Here is a 20,148-nt window from a genome sequence, read left to right as displayed (position 1 = left end):
AAAATCATGAAAATTGTACGTGTACAGGACATTATCGGTACCGAGCGTGAAGTGAGTGCACAGCAATGGACCAGTCGCCGACTGCTGCTGAAGAAAGACGGCATGGGGTTCTCCTTTCACGAAACCATTATTCCTGCCGGCTCCGAGCACACCTTCTGGTACAAGCATCATCTGGAAGCGGTTTATTGTGTCGCCGGTAACGGCTCCATTACCGACCTTGCCACCGGTGAGACCCATGAAATTACCGACGGCACCCTGTACGCCCTCGACCAGCACGACAAACACATTCTCCGCGGCGGCACCGAAGATATGCGCCTGATCTGCGCCTTCAACCCCCCAGTCACCGGCCAGGAAGTGCACGATGAAGACGGTGCCTATCTGCCGGATGAAAGCTGAGCCCGGCTCGATTGCCACGCGTTTGCTGAGGTGCTGAACACCCTTGCCAAGGCCCGGCCGGCACGTTCGCAACTGGTGCTGAGCGGGGTGCTGCTCTGGCTGGCCGGTTTCTACCTGCGCATCCCCATCCTGGTCGCCCCCGCACTCGCTCCGTCCATTGCCGACGATCTGGGGCTGACCCAGGCACTGACCGGCGCTTTGACCACCCTGCCGATTTTAATGCTGGCCATTGGCGCGATGCCCGGGTCCCTGGCTATTTCCCGGTTTGGCCCCCGTAATACCCTGGCCCTGGCCATGGTCGTCATGGTGGTGGGTTCTGCCGGGCGCGGTCTGGTACCCGATATCACCACGTTGATGGTCGCCAGCGCGGTTATGGGCCTCGGTGTCGCCATGATGCAGCCGGCGTTACCCGCCTTGCTGTCGCGCTGGCTGCCGCCGCACCATCTGGCCATAGGGTCGGCCATTTACATGAATGGCATGCTGGTGGGTGAGTTTACCGGAGCCGGCGTGACCCTGCCGGTGATCATGCCGCTGGTGGACCACAGCTGGCGGCTGACGCTGATTGTCTGGTCGCTGCCGGCACTGATGGTGGCCGCATTACTGTTCCTGCCCCGGCCCGCACAGGTGCGCCCGGGGCGCCGCTCCGCCTGGCTGCCCGACTGGCGCAACCCGCTGACCCTGAAACTGGGGTTGTTGCTGGGCCTGTCGGGCTGCATTTTTTTCGGTCTGAATGCCTACATGGGCAACCTGCTGGCACAACGGGGTGAACTCGAGTTACTGCCCGACGCGCTGTTCTGGTACAACCTGGCCCAAGTCGTGGCTTCGTTGCTCATGCTGAAAATGGCCAGACCCTGGGTCGGTCGCAAAAGCGTCATCGTGGTGCTCGCCATCGCCAGCTTGCTGGGCACCTTGGGGGCCGCGCTGCTGGACGGCTGGCTGGCCATCGCCAGCGCCACCTTCATGAGTTTTTGCGCTGGCACGCTGCTGATTCTGCTGGTGGCCCTGCCACCGCTGCTGGTACCGGCGGAAGCCACCGGACAGCTCTCCGCCGGCAACTTTCTGGTGGGTTATACCCTCGCCTTTGGGGTGCCCATGCTGGGGGGGGTGATTGCGGACGCCACCGGTGATGTGCGCCACGCCCTGTTCACCATGGTGGTGTACGGCGTCGCGGTGCTGCCCATCGCCTGGAAACTGGACTTTTCCGCGCGCTCAGTCTGACCGAAACCCAGGGCGCTGATGCCACTCCTCGGGCCGGGGCACCAGCAAGGTGCACAACAACCCGAACAGCAGCGCCGCCACGCCGATACCGAAGGCGCTGCCCAGGGTGCCACCCCGGGCCAGCCAATGCTTCGCCAGCCAGGGCCCTACCATCTGGGCAAAGGCGTAAAGGGCGATCAGCGCAGCCGAGATGCGCGGCCCCTGATGGGGGTGCAGGGCACGACCGATGCGCTGGGTCAGCAGCACCGTCCCCAGGAAGGTGGCGCCCACCAGCACGCCGCACAACACGATGCCAACGGCGCCGGGTAACACCACCGCCGCCAGCACGCCCACCAACTGCAGAATGAAATTCAGCCGGATAGCCCGAAGATCCCCCAGTTTCGCGCCCAGATGGTTCCACAGCCAGGCTGAGGGGATGGTGGCCAGGGCCACCAGCAACCAGGAGCCGTCGATGAGCCAGTCGCCTGGCGGCAACTGCAGGGTGGCCAGCAGCGGCAGAAAGGTCATCGGCAGAATATAGCCCAGGCCCCCGCCCGCGTATGACAGAAACAGCGGCACACTGGCCCGGTCCAGTAAGGGGCCGGAGGTCGCCGGTCGTTTGCCGTCTGCACTCGACGGCGCGACCACTTCGAGTTGCAACAACCGGGCGGTGCCCCACCACGCCAGTGGGATCGACAAGAGCGCCGCCGGCCACCAGCGCTCTGCCCCGCTCAGCCAGTCTGAGGTGAGGGTAACCAGACCGCTGGAAAGCAGCAGACCCAGACCGACCCCCAGATACACCAGACCACTCAGACTGGCGCGGTTGCGCCGTACCAGCCACTCCAGAATCAGCGCCGGCGCCTGTACGAAGGCCACTCCGTTGGCCACCCCATTGAGCCAGCGCAGCCCCGAGATCACGCTGACCTGATCCAGTTGCGTCAGCAGCAGGGTGGTGATGAGGTGAACCACCACGGCGACGGGCAGCAACAGACGGATGTGGTGGATGCGATACCAGCGGATCGCCAGCACAGCGCCCAGCAGATAGCCGAGATAGTTCCAGGTGGCAATGGCGGCCCCCTGCTGGGGCGTTAACTGGCCGTCCGTGACCAGATAGGGCAGCAGCGGGGTATAAATAAAGCGCCCCAGGGTGTGCAGCACCAGCAGGATGGTGGCACCGGCGGCCAGTACGGTGAACAACTCGCGGCGTGAGGTGACGGGGCGCTGGCATACAGACATAACGGGTTACCGTGGTTGGGCGTCAAGGCCGGGCAGTGTAGGGCCTGACGCCGCTCAGGGAAAGCCCCCCACCGGTCAGTCTGCGCTGGCCATCCGCGGATGCTGACTGCGGGCCCACTGGTAAATCTGCCGATAGGCCTCGGCCAGCTGTTGCGGCTGATGGGGCGGCTGGAGCACCGCCGCCATTTCGCCTTGCGGGTTGATCAACACCACATGGGCGCTGTGATCCACCAATAACACATCGCCTTCGGTGCGGTGCACAAAGACCCCGTTCATGCTTTGCGCCAGCGCCCGCAAGCCATCGAGATCCCCGGTCAGACCGTGGAACCGGTCACTGAAAAAGCCGAGGTATTCCTGCAGCCGCTCCGGGGTATCCCGCTCCGGGTCCGCCGAAATCAGCAGCACTCGGGGAGTGGGGAGGTCGTCCGCAATGCGGGTGAGGGTCTGGCGCAGCATGGCCAGGGTGGTCGGACAGACGTCCGGGCAATGGGTGTAGCCCAGAAAGGCAAAGGTCCAATGCCCTTGCAACCAGTCCCGGTCCACCGGCTCACCGGCCTCGTTGACCAACTGAAACCCGGCCAGCGGCCGCCCCTGATCGTACACAAAGGTGTTCATTTCACTCAGTTCAGGCGGCGCCACCGGGGCGTGGCCGGCCACACCGAACACTTGTTTGCCGATCACCAGTCCAAACACCACCAAGACTATAACTATCAGCGTTATCAATGTATTACGAATAGCCGGGGACATAGACACTCCAACGTTATCAACCCACCATGATAAAGTGATCCGCCAGCAATACAACAAACAGCAGCATCAGATAGGTGATCGAGTATTTGAACGTCGCCAGCGCCACCTGGCGGTCATCGTGCCGGAACAACCGCACCGCGTAATGTACAAACCGCCCGCCCAGCCCCAGCGCTCCCAGCAGATAAAGCAGGCCGGACATGCCGGTGACGAAGGGCAACAGACTGACCGCCAGCAGCATCAGGGTGTACAGCAGAATGTGCAATTCGGTGTATTGGTTACCATGGGTCACCGGCAGCATCGGAATACCGGCCCTGGCGTATTCCTCTTTGCGGTGAATGGCCAGTGCCCAGAAATGGGGTGGGGTCCAGGCAAAAATGATCAGCACCAGCAACAGCCCGTGCCCTTCTACCTGACCGGTCACGGCGGTCCAGCCCAGTAACGGCGGCATGGCACCGGCCAGCCCGCCAATCACAATGTTTTGCGGGGTGGCCCGTTTCAGGAACAGCGTGTACACCCCGGCATAACCGACCAGGGAAGCCAGGGTCAGCCACGCCGTCACGGTGTTGACCTGCAGCACCAGTACCAGCATGCCGGATAACGCCAGGGTGGCGGCGAAGGCCAGGGCATCAACCAGCTGGATGCGGCCGGTTGCCACCGGCCGTTTGCGGGTGCGCGCCATGACCGTATCGATTTTGCGGTCTACCACATGGTTGATCACCGCGGCCGCGCCGGCCAGCAAGGCAATCCCCAGATTGCCGAATATCAGGATCTGCCAGGGCGGTATTCCCGGCCTGGCCAGCAGCATACCGATGACCGAGGTCATGATCATCAACGCCACCACCCGTGGCTTGGTGAGCTCCAGATAATCCCGCCAGGACGGGACAGCGCCGGGCAGCGCCGGAGCTTGCGGCCCGCTCAGGGTCTTGCTGTGTTCGCTCATACGGTCACCTCCTGAGTAACTTCCCGAAACCGGTGCGGCTCGCTGACCGCTGTTGCCTGCTGCACGCCATACACGCGCCACAACAGCCAGACGACCGCCACCAGCAGGGCCGCGCCGCCCGCGTTGTGGGCAACCGCAATCCCTAGTGGCAGATACAAAGCAATATTGAGCAATCCCAGCGCCACCTGAGCGACCACCAGCGCCGCCACCACCGCGGCCGCCTGGCGGATCACAGCCAGGGGCAGCTGCCGCCACAGGATCGTCAGCAACGCCAGCCAGTACACCACCACCACCAGTGCGCCCAGTCGGTGGCTGACATGAATGGCCACCCGGCCCGCCGCAGCCAGTTGCCCTCCCAGATAATTGGGACCCACCGCCTGGGTAATATCGAAGCCGTGCCGGAAATCCATCTCCGGCCACCACTGACCCTGGCAGGTGGGCAGATCAAGACAGGCCACCGCCGCGTAGTTGGCAGCGGTCCAGGCCCCCAGGGCAATCTGCCCGGCCACCAGCACCAGTCCGCCGTACAGCCAGGGACGCAGGCGCGCCAACCTCACACGGAGCCGGTCCGCCGGCAGGGGGGACGCCTCCAGCCGCCACCCCCTCGGTGGCCCACCGGCGGCCGCAGACACCAGGCGACCAACACGCAAGCGCAGCAGCGCCAGCAGGGTCAGCGTGGTAAACCCGCCCAGCAGGTGCAGTGCGACCACCTGGGGCCAGAGTTTCAGGGTCACCGTCCACATCCCGAACGCTCCCTGCAACAGAATAAAGACGGCTATGAACATCGCCAGTTTCACCGGCAGCCCGGTGCGGCGATGGCGCGCCGCATAGCCCGCCAGACCGAATACCACCAACCCCAGAAGAGCGGCGGCGTAACGGTGAATCATCTCCGGCCAGCCCTTGGCCACATCGACCGGTGAATCCGGAAACCGGGCTTCAGCAATGGCGATGCGTGCCTCGTCCTGGGGCACGATAAGAAAACCGTAACAGCCGGGCCAGTCCGGGCAACCCAGGCCTGCGTCCACCAACCGGGTCCAGGCACCCAGAGTGACGACCACCACCGCCAGCAGCGCAGCCACTGTGGCCCAGCGCCGCATTACCCGCGCCTTGTCCATAGCCACCCTCACCTCAGCCAATTTGGGATAATTTCAGCAAATGCTTGAGATCTTCCAGTATTGCCTTGCCACTGTGTTCCGTACCGTAGTGCATCATCACGTTTCCCAGGGGGTCCACCAGCAGCACCCGCGGCGTCTGCCGGGGATCAACGCCCTCCGGCCAGCGCGGATGTTCCGCTGCGCCCGAGGTCAGGCGTTGCATCAACGGGTAGTTTTCCTGCCAGTGACGCTGAAACGCTGCCGGAACCACCTGCAGGTAAGCGGATCGTGCCACCCGATGGGCGTTTTTGCCCAGCGCGATATTGACTTGCCGTGACAGGTACAGCAGCGATTCGCACGCATCGGCGCAGCGGTCGGCGACCACAATCATCAACCATCTGGGCTCTGCCACGGCGGAACCGAAGTGGTCCTCCAGCGGTGCACCTGTGGCATCGGTCAGCTGCAGTTCGGCGACGGGCAGGGGCGGGGTGATCAGCACCCCGTGGTTGGTGTGCCCCGACGGGTTCAACCAACCGGTGTAATACATCAAGGTTGCCACCACCATGGGTCCCAAGCCCACGGTAAACAGCAGCACAGCCATGCGCCGGCCCCGGCGAATCTGCTCGGGGCCGGGTTGTTCGGAGGTGTGGTTCATAAATTCAGCCATGGGTGTGGTCATTGTTGCTCTCTGTTGGTGACGGTCTGAAGCTCGCGCGCACGGTTAGCAGCAGCAACACGATGGCCAGTGCAAGCCACTGCACCGCATAACCATAATGGGTTTGCGGCCCCATCCGGTCCGGTGTCCAGTCGGCCCGAAAGGCACCGGGCTGACCGGAGTCGGCAAGCCGCAGAACCAAAGCGGCGACGCCGGAACTCTCGGCCTGCGCTGCGGCCCTGGTCAGGGTCTGCACCCGACGTGGCCAGGCCCCGCTGACGGAGGTTCTGGCGAGCACCGGGGGCTCCGGGTAGGGACTCAACCGACCGGTGACCCGTACCTGCCCCGCGGGCTGCGGCAGCACCGGTAACTGACTGCGCATTGCGGGGGCCGGCACCCAGCCGCGATTTACGACCACCGGCACCCCCGACACAGGCGCAAACAGCGTCAGCACTTCATAACCCGCGACCCCGTCGCGGGTACGATTGTCGAGCAGCCAGGTCGGCTCCGCGTAGACCCCGTCGACCGTCACTGCCTGGCCAGTCACCAGACCCGTTGCGTCCAGCGTGCCCCATGGGCGCGTCTCCTGCCCCTGCTGCCACAGGTCGAGTTGCTGCTGCTTGTAGGCCGCCCGCTGCAACTGCCACCCCGCCAGGCCCAGCAGCACCGGCAGCAACAGACCGCAAAATACCCACAAGCGCCAATCCGGTTGCCATGTCCTGTTGTTACGCCGTGCTTCGGTCATGTACTACTATGGTAAGGTCTGGGGTCGTGCGTCGGTTCCGCCTTACTTGCCAGGAGATTGCAGTGTTAAAGATTCTCATCGGTGTCCTCCTGCTGGCGGTCATTGTCAGCCTGTTCAGCGGCCTGGTGTTTCTGATTCGCGACGGCAGCAAATCGAACCGGTTGCTGACCTCACTGGCGGTGCGTGTTGGTCTCAGTGTGCTGTTACTGACGGTGATTCTGCTGTCGCTTTGGCAAGGCTCACTGACCCTCAACCCCACGCCCTGAGCGTTACCGCACCGGTGGCGGCTCAGATCACATACACGAATATAAACAGCCCCAGCCAGACCACATCCACAAAATGCCAGTACCAGCTGGCCGCCTCGAACCCGAAATGCTGTTCGGCGGAAAAGTGCCCCTTGTGGATGCGGATGAACATGATCGTCAGCATCAGCGTCCCCAGAAACACGTGCACCCCATGAAACCCGGTCAGCATGAAAAAGGTGGTGCCGTAGATCCCCGACGTCAACGTCAGCCCCAACTCGGTGTAGGCATGCACGTATTCTTCCACCTGAAAAAACAGGAACGCCAGCGCCAGCACAATGGTGGCCGCCAGCCAGATTTTAAGCTTGCGCCGGTTGCCCTGCTTCATGCCGTGGTGCGCCAGGGTCACGGTCAACGACGAAGTCACCAGCAAGATGGTGTTGACCAGGGGCAACCCCCAGGGTCCGATGATGGCGCTGGGGGAGGGGTATGCTTCCGGATCCGGATTGGCGAGCAGCGGCCAGGTCGCCTGAAAGCCTTCCCACAGCATGTTACTGCTGCCCCGGTCCCCTTCGCCACCGAGCCAGGGAACCGCAAACACCCGGGCATAGAACAAGGCACCGAAAAACGCCCCGAAGAACATCACCTCGGAAAAAATAAACCAGCTCATGCCCCAGCGGAATGAGCGGTCCATTTGCGAACTGTACAACCCGCTGCGACTCTCTTTGATCACCGTTCCGAACCAGCCGAACAGCATGTACGCCATGATCAGACTGCCGACCGCAAACACCAGCCAGGAGACCGCCGTGGAGTCCCCCTGGGTGCTGTTGACCATGATCATGGCAGCGCCGTACAGGGTTGTGCCCAGACCGACGGTGGCAATGATGGGCCATTTACTCTGCGCGGGTACGTAGTAGCTTTGCTGTGTTGGCATGTCAGCCTCCGACGGCTAAACCGTTTGTAGAAGCCGCCACCGTGGTGTCGGCGGCAGCCTGCTGCAATTTCCCCTGGTCGTACAAGGTATAGGACAAGGTCAGTTTGCGCAGGTGTTCGGGTAGAGCCTTGTCGACAATGAACACCAGAGGCATTTCCACCGTTTCCCCGGCGGCAAGAGCTTGCTGGGTGAAACAGAAACACTCGGTCTTGTGGAAATACAAGGTGCCCTCCGACGGGGACAGGCTCGGCACGGCCTGGGCCACCATGGCCTGGTCGGTGGGGTTTTCGGCGTAGTAATTCACCGTGATGGCCTCACCGGGGTGGACCTTAATGTTGCGCGTCATCGGCCGGAACACCCAGGGCATTTCGGGACCGTTCTGGGCAATGAACTGCACGGTGATCAGGCGGCTGTCGGCTTCACCGTCGGTGACGCCGGCCTGATAGCGGCCCCCGGTCTTGCCATTGATGCCGGTGATGTCGCAGAACACGTCGTACAGGGGCACCAGCGCAAATCCAAAAGCGAACATGCCGACCACCCCCGTCATGCACCAGGTGACCACCCGGCCCGTGGAGCGTTTGTTACTGGTCATTTTCTGCCTCCGTTATTGCCCCCCGCTCATTCCACCACAGGCGGGGTGGTGAAGGTGTGGTAGGGCGCCGGTGAGGGCACCGTCCACTCCAGTCCTTCGGCGCCCTCCCAGGGCTTGGCGGCGGCGGCTACCCCGCCCCGGGCACACTTGACCACGATCAACAGGAACAGGATCTGGGTGGCGCCGAACATAAAGGCCCCGATACTGGAGATCATGTTGAAGTCGGCAAATTGCAGCGCGTAATCCGGTATCCGCCGCGGCATGCCCGCCAGCCCGAGAAAATGCATGGGGAAGAACGCCAGATTCATGCCGATGAACGACATCCAGAAATGGGCTTTGGCGAGGGACTCGTCGTACATGTAACCGGTCCACTTGGGCAACCAGTAATAGGCCGAGGCAAAGATGCCAAAGATGGCCCCCGGTACCAGCACATAGTGAAAGTGGGCCACCACGAAATAGGTGTCGTGATACTGGAAATCCGCCGGCGAGATCGCCAGCATCAGTCCGGAGAAGCCACCGATGGTGAACAGGATGACGAACGCAATGGCAAACAGCATGGGCGCTTCGAAGGTCAGGGCGCCCCGGAACATGGTCGCCACCCAGTTGAACACTTTGACCCCTGTGGGCACCGCGATCAGCATGGTGGCGTACATGAAGAACAGTTGCCCGGCGACCGGAATACCCACCGTGAACATATGGTGCGCCCACACCAGGAAGGACAACAAGGCAATGGCACCGGTGGCGTAGACCATGGACGCGTAGCCAAACAGGCGCTTGCGGGAGAAGGCCGGAATAATCTGGGAGACCGCCCCGAAGGCGGGCAGAATCATGATGTACACTTCGGGGTGACCGAAAAACCAGAACACGTGCTGAAACAGCACCGGGTCACCGCCACCGGAAGCGTCGAAAAAGCTGGTGCCAAAATTGATGTCCATCAGCATCATGGTCACCACCCCGGCCAGTACCGGCATCACCGCAATCAGCAGGAACGCAGTGATCAGCCAGGTCCACACAAACAGGGGCATTTTCATCAGCGTCATCCCCGGGGCGCGCAGATTCAGCACCGTGGCGATCACGTTGATGGCGCCCATGATCGACGACACCCCCATGATGTGGATCGCGAAGATGAAGAAGGTGGTGCTCGGCGGGCCGTAGGTGGTGGACAGCGGTGCGTAGAAAGTCCAGCCAAAGTTGGGCCCGCCCCCGGACATGAACAGGGTGGACACCAGAATCAGAAAGGCACAGGGCAGCAGCCAGAAACTCCAGTTGTTCATGCGAGGCAACGCCATGTCGGGCGCGCCGATCATCAACGGAATCATCCAGTTGGCCAGCCCCACGAATGCCGGCATGACCGCGCCAAACACCATGACCAGACCGTGCATGGTGGTCATTTGGTTGAAAAACTCCGGTTCGACGATCTGCAGGCCGGGGTAAAACAGCTCGGCCCGGATCACCATGGCAAAGGTGCCACCCAGCAGGAACATGCTGAAACTGAATATCAGGTACATGGTCCCGATATCTTTATGGTTGGTGGTCAACAACCACCGGGTGATCCCCCCAGCGGGTCCGTGGTCATGCTCCTGGGTGTGGTCGTCGATAACCGCACTCATTGGAATACCCCCGTTGCCAACGTGTAATCAGGAACCGTCGTGGCGGTCGCCCGTATCTACTGGTTTTTGAAATCGAACACCTGTTTGGGCGTAACCATATCGCCGGTGTTGTTGCCCCAGGCGTTGCGCTCGTAGGTGATCACCGCCGCCAGATCCGCTTCGCTCAACTGCCCGCCGAACGCCTGCATGGCCGTGCCGGACACCCCGTTGACCACCACCTCGAGGTGGCCGTCGGCGGGCCCGGTCACCAGCGCGCTGGCTTTCAGCGCCGGGAAGGCCGGGGGCAGGCCGCTGCCGTCGGCCTGATGACAGGCGGCACAGGCGCGGGCGTACACGCCTTCGCCCCGTTCCATCAACTCCGCCATGGTCCAGTCTTTCTGGGTCAACTCCCGTTCTGTCTCGGCGGCCGCCTTTTGCTCATCCACCCAGGCGAGGTACTCCGCTTCCGGCACCGCCCGCACCACGATGGGCATAAAGGCGTGATCCTTGCCGCACAACTCGGTACACTGCCCCCGGTACACGCCCGGTACGTCCACCCGGGTCCAGGCTTCATTGATGAAGCCCGGAATGGCGTCTTTCTTGACACCAAATTCAGGCACCCACCAGGAATGGATCACGTCGTTGGCGGTTAACAGCAGGCGGACCTTTTTACCGACCGGGATCACCATCTCGTTATCCACCTCCAGCAGGTAGTGCTCGCCTTTGGCGGTGCGGTTGTAAATCTGGTCCCGGGGAGTGGTCAGGGCCGAGAAAAAGCCGAATTCCTCATCGATATAGTCGTAATGCCACTTCCACTGGTAACCGGTGACCTTGATATCAATATCGGACTCGGTGGTGTCGTACATATCCACCAGCGTGGCGGTGGCCGGAATGGCCATGATGACCAGAATCAACAACGGGATGACGGTCCACACCACCTCGACCAGCGGGTGCTCGTGAAAGTGGGCCGGTTTGTGCCCTTTGGACTTGCGATGGGCGAAAATTGACCAGAACATTACGCCAAAAACCACCGCGCCGATGGCGATACAAATCCACAGGATGGTCATGTGCAGACCGTAGATGTCGTTGCTGGTCGCGGTGACACCGGCGGGCATGTTGATCCCCCAATCCGCCAGCACCAGGGTGGGGATCGTCAGCCCGGCCGCAACAGCTCCTGCCTGCTTTGCGTGCACGCCCATACTGTGTTCTCCACAGACTGTTATTCTTATTTGGTTTAAAAAGTTTTTGCTCATAAACTAATTAACCTGAGTATAGACAGGCACTCAAAAAACGCTAAAAATCCGCTAAACACTTAACTTATTAAAACGAGTCTCTTATAAACAAATCATCTATGATGTGGCCCTTCCGGTCCTTGTCCGCGACCGATCACCGCCTGTGGATGCTTGCCTGGCCATTGATGCTGACCAATCTGACCGTGCCCTTGCTGGGGCTGGTCGATACTGCCGTGCTGGGCCATCTGGACAGCCCCGAATATCTGGGCGCCGTGGCGGTCGGCGCCAACCTGTTTACCATTCTCTACTGGACCTTTGGTTTCATGCGCATGGGCACCACCGGGCTGGCCGCGCAGGCGTTCGGGCGGCGCGACCACTTCGGTCAGACCGCGCTGCTGGTGCGCTCGCTGCTGCTCGCGGTGTTCATCGGGGTGCTGTTGATCGGATTCCATCAGCCGTTGATCCGTACCGGTCTGGCGTTGATGCAGCCCAGCGCGGAAGTCACCGCCCTGGCGGCGGAGTACGCCGCCATTCGCATCTGGAGCGCGCCCGCCGTGCTCTGCCAGTACACCCTGGTGGGTTGGCTGATCGGTACCCAGTTTCCCCGGGGGCCCATGCTGATGCTGATCGTGGCCAACTGCCTCAATATCGTGCTGGACGTGTTGTTCGTCACCCTGTTGGGCTGGAACAGCTGGGGCGTCGCGGTGGCCACGGTGATCGCCGAGTATGCGGCAACCCTCATCGGGTTCTGGCTGGTGTGGCAACGCCTTCCGGCCGGCCAGCGCTTCAGCCGGGCGCTGCTGGGCCGGATCGCCGACTATCGCGAACTGCTGCGGGTCAACCGCTACATCATGGTACGCACCATCACCTTGTTGCTGGTGCTGGCGTTTTTTACCGCTCAGGGCGCCCGCCAGGGGGACATCACACTGGCGGCCAATGCCGTCCTGCTGACGTTTTTACTGATGATTTCCAATGGCCTGGACGGCTTTGCCAACGCCGCCGAAGCCATGGTGGGCGAGGCTGTGGGCCAGCACAACCCGGAGGGTTTCATGGCGGTCTGCCGAACCGCGGCCCGCTGGTCCCTGTGGGGGGCGCTGTTGTTTACCCTGGTATTCTTCATCGGCGGTCCCGCGTTGGTGGGCCTGCTGACCAGTATTGAGGAGGTCAAAGCGACCGCCCTGGCCTATCTGCCCTGGTTGTGGACCCTGCCACTGGCGGCCGTCGGCGGTTTTGTCCTGGACGGAATTTTTATTGGCGCCACCCGCACCCGGGAAATGCAGAACACCATGCTGTTTTCCGCGCTGGTGGTGTTTTTACCCAGTTGGTGGCTGACCACCGGTTGGGGCAACCACGGTTTGTGGTTTTCGCTGGTATTTCTGATGCTTGCCCGGGCTGCCAGCATGGGCTGGTTATTCGTGCGTTACACCCGTCAGAACGGCTGGTTCACAGAATGACCCGCGGACCCACAAGCGCTGAAAACTTAACTACACTGTCAGTATCTGGCCGGCACAGGGCGGGCGCCGCCCCCCGTGCCCGCCTTCATTCGCTGTCGGTCGCACCTGAGAGTTGGGAGGTGCCGTGAAACCTTATCCTGTTCAGACCCCGGACGTTGCAGACATGACCCCAGAAGTGGTCCTCAACGTCATCGACCGGGCCCGGCGAAAAGAGGCGCGATCCGGTCTTTTCCTTCAGCAACTGCGCGATAAGGCCACCACCTTGCCGTCCACCATCGAGTTTGACGGATACCAGCCGGCTACCTGCCTGTTTCAGTTTGCGGTGGAATACATCGAAATGGCACCCCGCCTGATCGAGTGCGTGGAGGCCTGCGCCCGGGAGGCCGGGAAACTCTGGCTGTTCGCGCCGTTTATCGAGACCGCCACCCGCTACTTCACCCAGCCATCCGCCGCACTTGCCAGTAACGAGGGCCTTGACGGACTGCTCATCCGCGCGTATCTGTGTCACCGGCTGATGGAAGAAATGTATGAAAATAATTACTCTACCCGGCGCAGCCAGCTGGTGGATATCGAAGTCACCCAGGCGAACCTGCTGGCCCATGAGCTGATTGGTGAGCCCTTTGCCAACGAACTGGACGAGGCCAGCATGGTCACGGCGACGCAAATTGCGGGCACCCCGGATTATTACAGATTGAATCTGGACCCGTTTGTGGAACAGGCCCGGCACGCCGCCTGGGGCTGGATGCGTGATTACTGGGAACACTTGCTGGTTCGCAATCACATTCGCTTTACCCTGACCGGCGGCCTTGGAACGCTAACCAATTAACCACGCAGCACCGATGCCAAGACCACTTCACCCGTTTTATACCTGCCCCATGCCCCCGTCGCGCCGCCGTGAGGGGCTGGGTCGCCGGCTGATTTGCCATTGAATTTCAACGAGAGGAACAAGCATGCTTGATAATGCGGATCTGGGAAAACTGATCGTACGGCTGACCCTGGGCGGCTTATTGCTGTTTCACGGGATCGCCAAATTGTTGCACGGCGTCGGCTTCATTGAAGGCCTGCTGGCCAACCATGGCATTCCCGCATTTGCCGCCTACGGCGTATTTATTGGTGAGTTACTAGCCCCGCTGATGGTGATGCTTGGCTATCACACCCGCATCGGTGCGCTGCTGATTGTGTTCAACATGCTGGTCGCCATCGCGCTGGTGCATAGCCACCAGCTGATGACGCTGGCCAGTAACGGCGGCTGGGCGCTGGAACTGCAGGGGTTCTTCCTGTTCACCGCGCTGGCGCTGATCTTTCTCGGCCCCGGTCGTTACAAACTTAAAAACTGAACACTGTCAGGTACTTCTCATGTCCAAATTACCGATTGCCGGCATTTACCGTCACTACAAAGGCCAGGACTACGAAGTGGTGGGGGTGGCCCGTCACAGCGAGACCGAAGAGGAAGTGGTGGTCTACCGCTGCCTGTATGGCGACCATAGCCTGTGGGTGCGGCCGCTGAGTATGTTTTGCGAAACCGTTGAGGTGGCAGGCGAGCAGGTGCCACGCTTTGCCTACTGCGGCGAACGCCCCCACCAGGATTGATAATTTTTGACTCACGGGCGCAATTGCTGCAAATTAGCGCCCGTTTTCATTTCTTCTCACCTAAAAACCGGAGCTTCCCATGAACGCCGTTGTTGCCGCGGTGGTAATCATGCTCGTGCTGAGCTTGTGCCGCATCCACGTAGTTGTTGCCCTGATTGCCGGTGCCGTTGCCGGTGGCCTGATCAGCGGCCTGTCACTGGATGCGACCATCGCAGCCTTCAATAACGGCCTGGGTGGGGGCGCGACCGTGGCCCTGTCCTACGCCACCCTTGGCGCATTTGCCGTGGCGATTGGCAAGTCGGGGCTGGCGCACGCGCTGGCCGACAAGGCCCTGGCGCTGATTGGCCGCCAGAAGAATGACAAGGCGGCCGGCGGCATCCGGTTTGTGATCATCGGCCTGCTGATCGCCATTGCGATGTCGTCCCAGAACATTCTGCCGATCCACATTGCGTTCATCCCCCTGGTGGTGCCGCCCCTGCTGTACGTGCTGGCCAAACTGAAAATCGATCGCCGCCTGATCGCCTGTGTACTGACTTTCGGTCTGATCACGCCCTACATGTTTTTGCCCGTTGGTTTCGGCGGCATTTACCTGAATGAGATCCTGGTGGCCAACATCACCAAAAACGGCGTCGACACCACCGGCCTCAATGTGATGACCGCCATGGCGTTGCCGGCGCTGGGCATGCTCAGCGGCCTGCTGATTGCGGTGCTGTTCAGTTACCGCGGTGACCGTGAGTATGACATGACGCTGATTGCCAAAACCGAGCGCATGGATGTGCAGTACAACGCAGGCACACTGATCATGGCACTGGTTGCCATTGCCGCGGCTTTCGTGGTGCAACTATGGCTGAACTCGATGATTCTCGGCGCGCTCACCGGCTTTTTGCTGTTCAACCTGTCGGGGGTGGTGAAGTGGAAGGAAGCGGACGACCTGTTCACCGAGGGCATGAAGATGCTCGCCATGATCGGATTCATCATGATTGCCGCCTCCGGGTTTGCCGAGGTCATGCGGGAAACCGGTGACATCGCCTCGCTGGTGCAGGGGTCCGTCAGCGCCATCGGCAACAACAAGGCACTGGCGGCCTTGCTGATGTTGGTGGTGGGCCTGCTGATCACCATGGGGATTGGCTCGTCTTTCTCCACCATCCCCATCATTGCCGCCCTCTACGTGCCTCTGGCACTGGAACTGGGCTTCGGCCCGCTGGCAATCATGGCGCTTGTGGGTACCGCCGGTGCCTTGGGTGACGCCGGTTCCCCGGCGTCAGATTCTACCCTCGGACCCACCGCCGGGTTGAACGTCGACGGTCAGCACAACCACATCTGGGATTCGGTGGTGCCGACCTTCCTGCATTACAACCTGCCGCTGCTGGGCTTCGGCTGGCTGGCGGCAATGGTGCTGTAAGCCCCGCACAGGCCGCGGCCGGGCAGGGGGTCAGTCTTTGGCCTTGAAAAACACCACCTGTTTGACGGTGTGATCGTCCTCATTGCGGCGCGTGTTCACCCGCGTCGTCAGTTCTGCCTGGGCCGGCGTCGCGGGTGCGTCGGTCAGGGCATCCGTATACCCACAGGCGACACACTCGCGCACCTGCTGGCCATCGTCCGTGGTGTGCATCCTGATTTTGTCCATCTCCGCACAGCGCGGACACACGGCACCGGCGATAAAGCGTTTGGGACTTGCCATCTTGTCTCTCCATACATAGCCGGTCCGGTGACACCCGTGTCACCGGACCATTGCCGGGTCAGGCCGCGTGCCGGCCAATACCCGACTGGTTGAGCAACGCGGTCACCGAAGGTTCGCGGCCACGGAAGGCCTGGAACAGGGCCATGGGTTCTTCCGAGCCCCCTTTTTCCAGAATGTTGTGCAAAAACGAGCGGCCGGTGGCACCGTCAAAAATACCCCGTTCTTCAAATAACGAGAAGGCGTCGGCGGCCAGCACTTCGGCCCACTTATAACTGTAATACCCGGCGGCGTAGCCACCGGCAAAAATGTGGGAAAAGGCGTTGGGAAAGCGATTGAACGCCGGTGCCTCCACCACCGCGATCTGCTCCCGGACCTGGCGGTGCATGTCCAGCGGGTTGGTGGGCGCTTCCGGGGTGAATTCCGCGTGCAGTCGGAAATCAAACAGCGAGAATTCCAGCTGTCGCACCATCTGCATGCCCGACTGGAAGTTTTTCGCCGCCAGCAATTTCTGCAGCAGGTCGTCCGGCAAGGGCTCACCGGTTTCATGGTGCGCCGCAATCAGCGCCAGCGACTCCGGATGCCAGCACCAGTTTTCCAGAAACTGGCTGGGCAATTCGACCGCGTCCCAGGCGACGCCGTTGATGCCGGACACATCGGCCACCTCCACCCGGGTCAGCATGTGATGCAGGCCATGACCGAACTCGTGGAACAGGGTGGTGACTTCATCGTGGGTCAGCAGGGCCGGCTGGCCATTCACCGGCGCGGTGAAATTGCAGGTCAGGAAGGCCACCGGCAGCTGCAAGTGCCCCTGCAGGTTACGCCAGCGCACCCGGCAATCCGCCATCCACGCGCCGCCGCGCTTGCCTTTGCGGGCGTACAGATCCAGGTAGAACCAGGCGATGGTCTCACCTTCGCGACTGACCCGGTAGGCGGTCACATCGTCCTGCCAGGTCTCGACGTCCGGACGGATTTCGATCTGCACCCCGAACAGTCGTTCAGCCACCGCAAACATGCCGGTCACTACCCGGTCTGCGGGGAACCAGGGGCGCAGGGTCTCCGGAGAAATGTCGTAACGCTGCTGGCGCAGCTTCTCACTGTAATAACCGATATCCCAGGCGGCCAGGTCGTCCACCCCGTAGGTGTCGGCGGCGAATTGTTTCAGTTCGGCCATTTCCTGCTGCGCCTGGGGGCGGGATTCTTCCCCCAGCCGGGTCAGGAAGCCCAGCACTTCGTCGGTGGTGCGGGCCATCTTGGTTGCCAGGGAGCGCTCCGCGTAATTGTTGAAGCCCAGCAGCCGGGCGAGGGCATGGCGGCGTTTGAGAATCTCGGCCATCACCGGCGTATTGTCCCAGCGCCCCCCATCCGGGCCGAGATCCGAAGCGCGGGTAACGTAGGCTTCGTAGACATCATGGCGCAGCTTGCGGTTGTCGCAATAGGTCATGACCGGGTAGAAGCTGGGAAAATCCAGGGTGATTACGTAACCGTCCAGATCCCGCTGCCGGGCGGCCTGGCGGGCCCCTTCCAGGGCGCTGTCGGGCAGGCCGGCCAATTCGTCGGCCTCGGTGATGTGGCGGAACCAGTGCTGGGTGGCGTCGAGGACGTTGTCACTGAACTTGCTGGAGAGTTCAGCCAACTCCCGGGTCAGATCCGCGTACTGCTGTTTGTCCTCCGGGGACAGATCCACCCCGCCCAGATGGAAATCCCGCAGGCTGTGATTCACCGACTGTCGCTGGGCCTCGCTCAACTGCGCAAAATCACAGCGTGCCGCGACCGCCTTGTAGGCATTACACAGGGCCTCGTTCTGGCTCAATTCGGTGCTGTACTCGGTGAGCTTGTCCAGACAACGTTTGTACACTTCGCGCAACTCGTCGTTGTTCATCACCCCGTTGAGGTGAGCAATCACCGACCAGGCGTTGTTCAGACGATCGTCCAGATTATGAACGGGCAGCACCAGCGTATCCCAGCTGGGCTCTGGCTGGGCCGCCAGCGCGTTGATCTGCACCCGGTTGTCGCTGAGAATCTGGTCAATCGCCGGCTCCATGTGCTCGATGCGGATGTGCTTAAAGGGCGGTAACAGCTCCTGGGACAGCAGTGGGTTATTCATAAGTCCTCTTTTCAGTGTGCATAATGTCAGGTAATTTGAAAAAAACCGTTAGTTAGAGGTATAGATAATGACGAACATCCGGTCTCACAAGGGTAGCACGCCAGATATCGGCCAGCGCGTGTGGGTGGATCCCAGTGCGGTGGTACTTGGCGACGTGGTCTTGGGTGACGATTGCTCGGTCTGGCCGATGACCGTAATCCGCGGCGACATGCACCACATACGTGTGGGGCAGCGCTGCAGCCTGCAGGACGGTTCAGTGCTGCACATCACCCATGCCAGTGAGTATAACCCGGATGGCTGGCCCCTGGTGCTGGGGGATGATGTTACCGTGGGGCACAAGGCGCTGCTGCATGGCTGCACCATCGGCAGCCGGGTGCTGGTGGGCATGGGAGCCATCGTGATGGACGGGGCAGTCGTCGAAGACGAGGTCATCATCGGTGCCGGTTGCCTGGTGCCACCGGGCCGGACCCTGAAGTCGGGTTACCTGTACGTGGGCTCGCCCTGTCGTGAGGCGCGGCCGCTGACCGCCAAGGAGCGGTCGTTCTTCACCTACACCGCCGCCAACTACGTCAAACTGAAAGACCAGTATCTGAGCGACGCCGACCGGCAAGCCGTGACCTACTGACACTGTTCAAAAATCAACCATTGAAAATCGTGCGCGGGCTCCTATATAAAACACAGAGGCCGCTCACGGATCGCCTTGACCGGTAGCGCCGGGGTTCCGGGAGCGACGTTTGCAGTAACGACCCTTTGTTATCTGATCTGATGGAGGTGTTTCATCATGAGCAACTTAACACGTTGGAACCCTATTGATGAATTTGAAAACCTGCTGGACCGGTACAACCGCCACTTCGGCATGGTTCGCCGTAACGACGATCGGGATGGCATGTTCAGTCGCAGCGACTGGGCGCCCGCCGTGGATATCAAGGAATCCGAGCAGTGTTTCACCATCGAGGCGGAGTTGCCCGGCATGCAGCGTGAAGATGTCAAGGTCACCATCCACGACGGCGTGCTGGCGGTGCAGGGCGAACGCAAGCGGGAAGAAGAGAGCGGTGACGAGAAGCACCACCGCATCGAACGGGTGTACGGCAGTTTCACCCGCCGCTTTACCCTGCCGGACAATGTCGATCAGGACACCATCAGTGCCAGTTTCAAGGACGGCATACTGACGCTGACCCTGACCAAAGTCGAACCGGCCGAACCCAAGGCCATCGAGGTGGAAGTGAACTGACGCCCAGGCGGACGGACCGGTTGTGACTCAGCGGCCGATCTGTGCCGCCGACAGCGCACCCGCCTGTTGCAGCGCCCGGGCGTAGGCCGTACCCCGGGCGTGCTCCGAAATATGATCCAGAATGGTCTGGCCGTCCGCATTCACCGCATTCAAATCCCGCCCCGCAGCCACAAAGAACCCGACGTACCGCTCGAAATCTTCCGCCCGCATGGCCCGGTACGCTTTCACCAACGCGAAATAGTCCGGGTTATCGGCGCTGTCGTAGGGGGTCGTCGCGAGAAAGCTTTTGACCCGCTCGTCACTCCACTCTTCACCGATCACTTTGGGTTTTTCTGGTCCACTCATGGTTTTTTGCCTTCTTATCGCTACACACAAAGGTTGGTTCAGTCTGAGAAGCTGCCAGTATACTCAGCTGTGGCCCTTACCCTTAGACGAATTGGCTCTTAGGTTAAGCGGCAGGTGATTGACGCGTATTGGTTCAGTCTGTTG

23 protein-coding genes are annotated in these 20,148 nt (G+C 61.4%); 10 read left to right on the top strand and 13 right to left on the bottom strand.

Features of this window, described 5'->3' with window-relative positions; genetic code table 11:
- Positions 1–6: 6 nt before the first annotated feature.
- Complete coding sequence (locus tag BG841_RS06665) at positions 7–396, top strand: ectoine synthase (protein ID WP_070056944.1); 390 nt, start codon at positions 7–9, stop codon at positions 394–396.
- 30 nt (positions 397–426) lie between these two features.
- Positions 427–1,614 (top strand): CynX/NimT family MFS transporter, encoded by a 1,188-nt coding sequence (locus tag BG841_RS06660; RefSeq protein ID WP_070056943.1) that lies wholly within the window; start codon positions 427–429, stop codon positions 1,612–1,614.
- On the opposite strand, the gene BG841_RS06655 is transcribed toward BG841_RS06660, so the two are convergent.
- The 6 genes from BG841_RS06655 to BG841_RS06630 form a co-directional block, all read right to left on the bottom strand.
- Positions 1,606–2,829, bottom strand: coding sequence for a YbfB/YjiJ family MFS transporter (locus BG841_RS06655; RefSeq protein ID WP_070056942.1), 1,224 nt, complete (start codon positions 2,827–2,829; stop codon positions 1,606–1,608). The two genes, BG841_RS06660 and BG841_RS06655, sit on opposite strands and share 9 nt — an antisense overlap.
- 75 nt (positions 2,830–2,904) lie before the next feature.
- Entirely contained in the window at positions 2,905–3,576 is a 672-nt protein-coding gene (locus tag BG841_RS06650; RefSeq protein WP_070056941.1) for an SCO family protein, read from the bottom strand.
- A 16-nt stretch (positions 3,577–3,592) separates the two neighbouring features.
- On the bottom strand, positions 3,593–4,516 hold the full coding sequence (cyoE, locus tag BG841_RS06645) for a heme o synthase (protein WP_070056940.1): 924 nt from the start codon (positions 4,514–4,516) through the stop codon (positions 3,593–3,595).
- Positions 4,513–5,631 carry a COX15/CtaA family protein gene (locus tag BG841_RS06640; protein ID WP_070056939.1) on the bottom strand — a complete coding sequence of 373 codons (1,119 nt, stop codon included), beginning with the start codon at positions 5,629–5,631 and terminating at the stop codon, positions 4,513–4,515. The genes cyoE and BG841_RS06640 overlap by 4 nt, the downstream gene beginning before the upstream one ends.
- 13 nt (positions 5,632–5,644) lie before the next feature.
- Positions 5,645–6,277 (bottom strand): hypothetical protein, encoded by a 633-nt coding sequence (locus tag BG841_RS06635; RefSeq protein ID WP_070056938.1) that lies wholly within the window; start codon positions 6,275–6,277, stop codon positions 5,645–5,647.
- Positions 6,270–6,962, bottom strand: a complete 693-nt coding sequence (locus tag BG841_RS06630) for an SURF1 family protein (protein ID WP_322853363.1) — start codon at positions 6,960–6,962, stop codon at positions 6,270–6,272. The genes BG841_RS06635 and BG841_RS06630 overlap by 8 nt, the downstream gene beginning before the upstream one ends.
- A gap of 110 nt (positions 6,963–7,072) precedes the next feature.
- Here BG841_RS06630 and BG841_RS06625 point away from each other — a divergent pair, with 110 nt between their 5' ends.
- Positions 7,073–7,276, top strand: a complete 204-nt coding sequence (locus BG841_RS06625) for a twin transmembrane helix small protein (RefSeq protein ID WP_070056936.1) — start codon at positions 7,073–7,075, stop codon at positions 7,274–7,276.
- A 22-nt stretch (positions 7,277–7,298) separates the two neighbouring features.
- Here BG841_RS06625 and BG841_RS06620 read toward each other — a convergent pair whose 3' ends face one another.
- The 4 genes from BG841_RS06620 to coxB are packed head-to-tail and all read right to left on the bottom strand — an operon-like array spanning position 7,299 to position 11,566.
- Positions 7,299–8,186, bottom strand: coding sequence for a cytochrome c oxidase subunit 3 (locus BG841_RS06620; RefSeq protein ID WP_070056935.1), 888 nt, complete (start codon positions 8,184–8,186; stop codon positions 7,299–7,301).
- A 1-nt stretch (position 8,187) separates the two neighbouring features.
- A complete protein-coding gene (locus BG841_RS06615) occupies positions 8,188–8,778 on the bottom strand; it encodes a cytochrome c oxidase assembly protein (protein ID WP_070056934.1) in 591 nt (196 codons plus the stop codon).
- Between the two features lie 26 nt (positions 8,779–8,804).
- On the bottom strand, positions 8,805–10,388 hold the full coding sequence (gene ctaD / locus BG841_RS06610) for a cytochrome c oxidase subunit I (RefSeq protein ID WP_070056933.1): 1,584 nt from the start codon (positions 10,386–10,388) through the stop codon (positions 8,805–8,807).
- A 56-nt stretch (positions 10,389–10,444) separates the two neighbouring features.
- Positions 10,445–11,566: a cytochrome c oxidase subunit II gene (gene coxB, locus BG841_RS06605; protein ID WP_070056932.1), complete on the bottom strand. Its 1,122-nt coding sequence runs from the start codon at positions 11,564–11,566 to the stop codon at positions 10,445–10,447.
- Positions 11,567–11,721: 155 nt separating this feature from the next.
- On the opposite strand from coxB, the gene BG841_RS06600 reads away from it, so the two are divergent.
- From BG841_RS06600 to BG841_RS06580, 5 genes are all read left to right on the top strand, one after another.
- Entirely contained in the window at positions 11,722–13,053 is a 1,332-nt protein-coding gene (locus BG841_RS06600) for an MATE family efflux transporter (RefSeq protein WP_070058718.1), read from the top strand.
- 163 nt (positions 13,054–13,216) lie between these two features.
- The gene (locus tag BG841_RS06595; RefSeq protein WP_070056931.1) at positions 13,217–13,879 is read left to right on the top strand and encodes a hypothetical protein; all 663 of its coding nucleotides are present in this window, start codon (positions 13,217–13,219) and stop codon (positions 13,877–13,879) included.
- A gap of 124 nt (positions 13,880–14,003) precedes the next feature.
- Positions 14,004–14,390, top strand: coding sequence for a DoxX family protein (locus BG841_RS06590; protein WP_070056930.1), 387 nt, complete (start codon positions 14,004–14,006; stop codon positions 14,388–14,390).
- A gap of 19 nt (positions 14,391–14,409) precedes the next feature.
- Complete coding sequence (locus tag BG841_RS06585) at positions 14,410–14,643, top strand: DUF1653 domain-containing protein (RefSeq protein ID WP_070056929.1); 234 nt, start codon at positions 14,410–14,412, stop codon at positions 14,641–14,643.
- 79 nt (positions 14,644–14,722) lie between these two features.
- Positions 14,723–16,045: a Na+/H+ antiporter family protein gene (locus tag BG841_RS06580; RefSeq protein ID WP_070056928.1), complete on the top strand. Its 1,323-nt coding sequence runs from the start codon at positions 14,723–14,725 to the stop codon at positions 16,043–16,045.
- Positions 16,046–16,075: 30 nt separating this feature from the next.
- Here the strand turns inward: BG841_RS06580 and BG841_RS06575 are convergent, their stop codons facing one another.
- Positions 16,076–16,324, bottom strand: coding sequence for a YheV family putative zinc ribbon protein (locus BG841_RS06575; RefSeq protein ID WP_070056927.1), 249 nt, complete (start codon positions 16,322–16,324; stop codon positions 16,076–16,078).
- Positions 16,325–16,382: 58 nt separating this feature from the next.
- A complete protein-coding gene (gene prlC, locus BG841_RS06570; RefSeq protein WP_070056926.1) occupies positions 16,383–18,428 on the bottom strand; it encodes an oligopeptidase A in 2,046 nt (681 codons plus the stop codon).
- Between the two features lie 67 nt (positions 18,429–18,495).
- On the opposite strand from prlC, the gene BG841_RS06565 reads away from it, so the two are divergent.
- Together BG841_RS06565 and BG841_RS06560 are read left to right on the top strand one after the other, a co-directional pair.
- On the top strand, positions 18,496–19,053 hold the full coding sequence (locus BG841_RS06565) for a gamma carbonic anhydrase family protein (RefSeq protein ID WP_070056925.1): 558 nt from the start codon (positions 18,496–18,498) through the stop codon (positions 19,051–19,053).
- A gap of 156 nt (positions 19,054–19,209) precedes the next feature.
- Positions 19,210–19,659, top strand: a complete 450-nt coding sequence (locus BG841_RS06560; protein WP_070056924.1) for an Hsp20/alpha crystallin family protein — start codon at positions 19,210–19,212, stop codon at positions 19,657–19,659.
- A gap of 27 nt (positions 19,660–19,686) precedes the next feature.
- Here BG841_RS06560 and BG841_RS06555 read toward each other — a convergent pair whose 3' ends face one another.
- Positions 19,687–20,004, bottom strand: a complete 318-nt coding sequence (locus BG841_RS06555; protein WP_070056923.1) for a PA4642 family protein — start codon at positions 20,002–20,004, stop codon at positions 19,687–19,689.
- Between the last annotated feature and the right edge of the window lie 144 nt (positions 20,005–20,148).

It is taken from the genome of Marinobacter sp. X15-166B (assembly GCF_001752365.1).
GTDB lineage: Bacteria > Pseudomonadota > Gammaproteobacteria > Pseudomonadales > Oleiphilaceae > Marinobacter.
Note: the sequence above shows the minus strand (reverse complement) of the source record. Positions and strands in the feature narration are given on the sequence as shown.

What these genes read in the sequence shown, in the direction of transcription:
- BG841_RS06595 (WP_070056931.1), top strand. Translation starts at nt 13,217, where the DNA reads ATGACCCCAGAAGTGGTCCTCAACGTCATCGACCGGGCCCGGCGAAAA.
- BG841_RS06650 (WP_070056941.1), bottom strand. Translation starts at nt 3,576, where the DNA reads ATGTCCCCGGCTATTCGTAATACATTGATAACGCTGATAGTTATAGTC.
- BG841_RS06555 (WP_070056923.1), bottom strand. Translation starts at nt 20,004, where the DNA reads ATGAGTGGACCAGAAAAACCCAAAGTGATCGGTGAAGAGTGGAGTGAC.
- BG841_RS06640 (WP_070056939.1), bottom strand. Translation starts at nt 5,631, where the DNA reads ATGGACAAGGCGCGGGTAATGCGGCGCTGGGCCACAGTGGCTGCGCTG.
- BG841_RS06665 (WP_070056944.1), top strand. Translation starts at nt 7, where the DNA reads ATGAAAATTGTACGTGTACAGGACATTATCGGTACCGAGCGTGAAGTG.
- BG841_RS06560 (WP_070056924.1), top strand. Translation starts at nt 19,210, where the DNA reads ATGAGCAACTTAACACGTTGGAACCCTATTGATGAATTTGAAAACCTG.
- coxB (WP_070056932.1), bottom strand. Translation starts at nt 11,566, where the DNA reads ATGGGCGTGCACGCAAAGCAGGCAGGAGCTGTTGCGGCCGGGCTGACG.
- ctaD (WP_070056933.1), bottom strand. Translation starts at nt 10,388, where the DNA reads ATGAGTGCGGTTATCGACGACCACACCCAGGAGCATGACCACGGACCC.
- BG841_RS06655 (WP_070056942.1), bottom strand. Translation starts at nt 2,829, where the DNA reads ATGTCTGTATGCCAGCGCCCCGTCACCTCACGCCGCGAGTTGTTCACC.
- BG841_RS06575 (WP_070056927.1), bottom strand. Translation starts at nt 16,324, where the DNA reads ATGGCAAGTCCCAAACGCTTTATCGCCGGTGCCGTGTGTCCGCGCTGT.
- cyoE (WP_070056940.1), bottom strand. Translation starts at nt 4,516, where the DNA reads ATGAGCGAACACAGCAAGACCCTGAGCGGGCCGCAAGCTCCGGCGCTG.
- BG841_RS06600 (WP_070058718.1), top strand. Translation starts at nt 11,722, where the DNA reads ATGTGGCCCTTCCGGTCCTTGTCCGCGACCGATCACCGCCTGTGGATG.
- prlC (WP_070056926.1), bottom strand. Translation starts at nt 18,428, where the DNA reads ATGAATAACCCACTGCTGTCCCAGGAGCTGTTACCGCCCTTTAAGCAC.
- BG841_RS06590 (WP_070056930.1), top strand. Translation starts at nt 14,004, where the DNA reads ATGCTTGATAATGCGGATCTGGGAAAACTGATCGTACGGCTGACCCTG.
- BG841_RS06580 (WP_070056928.1), top strand. Translation starts at nt 14,723, where the DNA reads ATGAACGCCGTTGTTGCCGCGGTGGTAATCATGCTCGTGCTGAGCTTG.
- BG841_RS06615 (WP_070056934.1), bottom strand. Translation starts at nt 8,778, where the DNA reads ATGACCAGTAACAAACGCTCCACGGGCCGGGTGGTCACCTGGTGCATG.
- BG841_RS06565 (WP_070056925.1), top strand. Translation starts at nt 18,496, where the DNA reads ATGACGAACATCCGGTCTCACAAGGGTAGCACGCCAGATATCGGCCAG.
- BG841_RS06620 (WP_070056935.1), bottom strand. Translation starts at nt 8,186, where the DNA reads ATGCCAACACAGCAAAGCTACTACGTACCCGCGCAGAGTAAATGGCCC.
- BG841_RS06585 (WP_070056929.1), top strand. Translation starts at nt 14,410, where the DNA reads ATGTCCAAATTACCGATTGCCGGCATTTACCGTCACTACAAAGGCCAG.
- BG841_RS06635 (WP_070056938.1), bottom strand. Translation starts at nt 6,277, where the DNA reads ATGGCTGAATTTATGAACCACACCTCCGAACAACCCGGCCCCGAGCAG.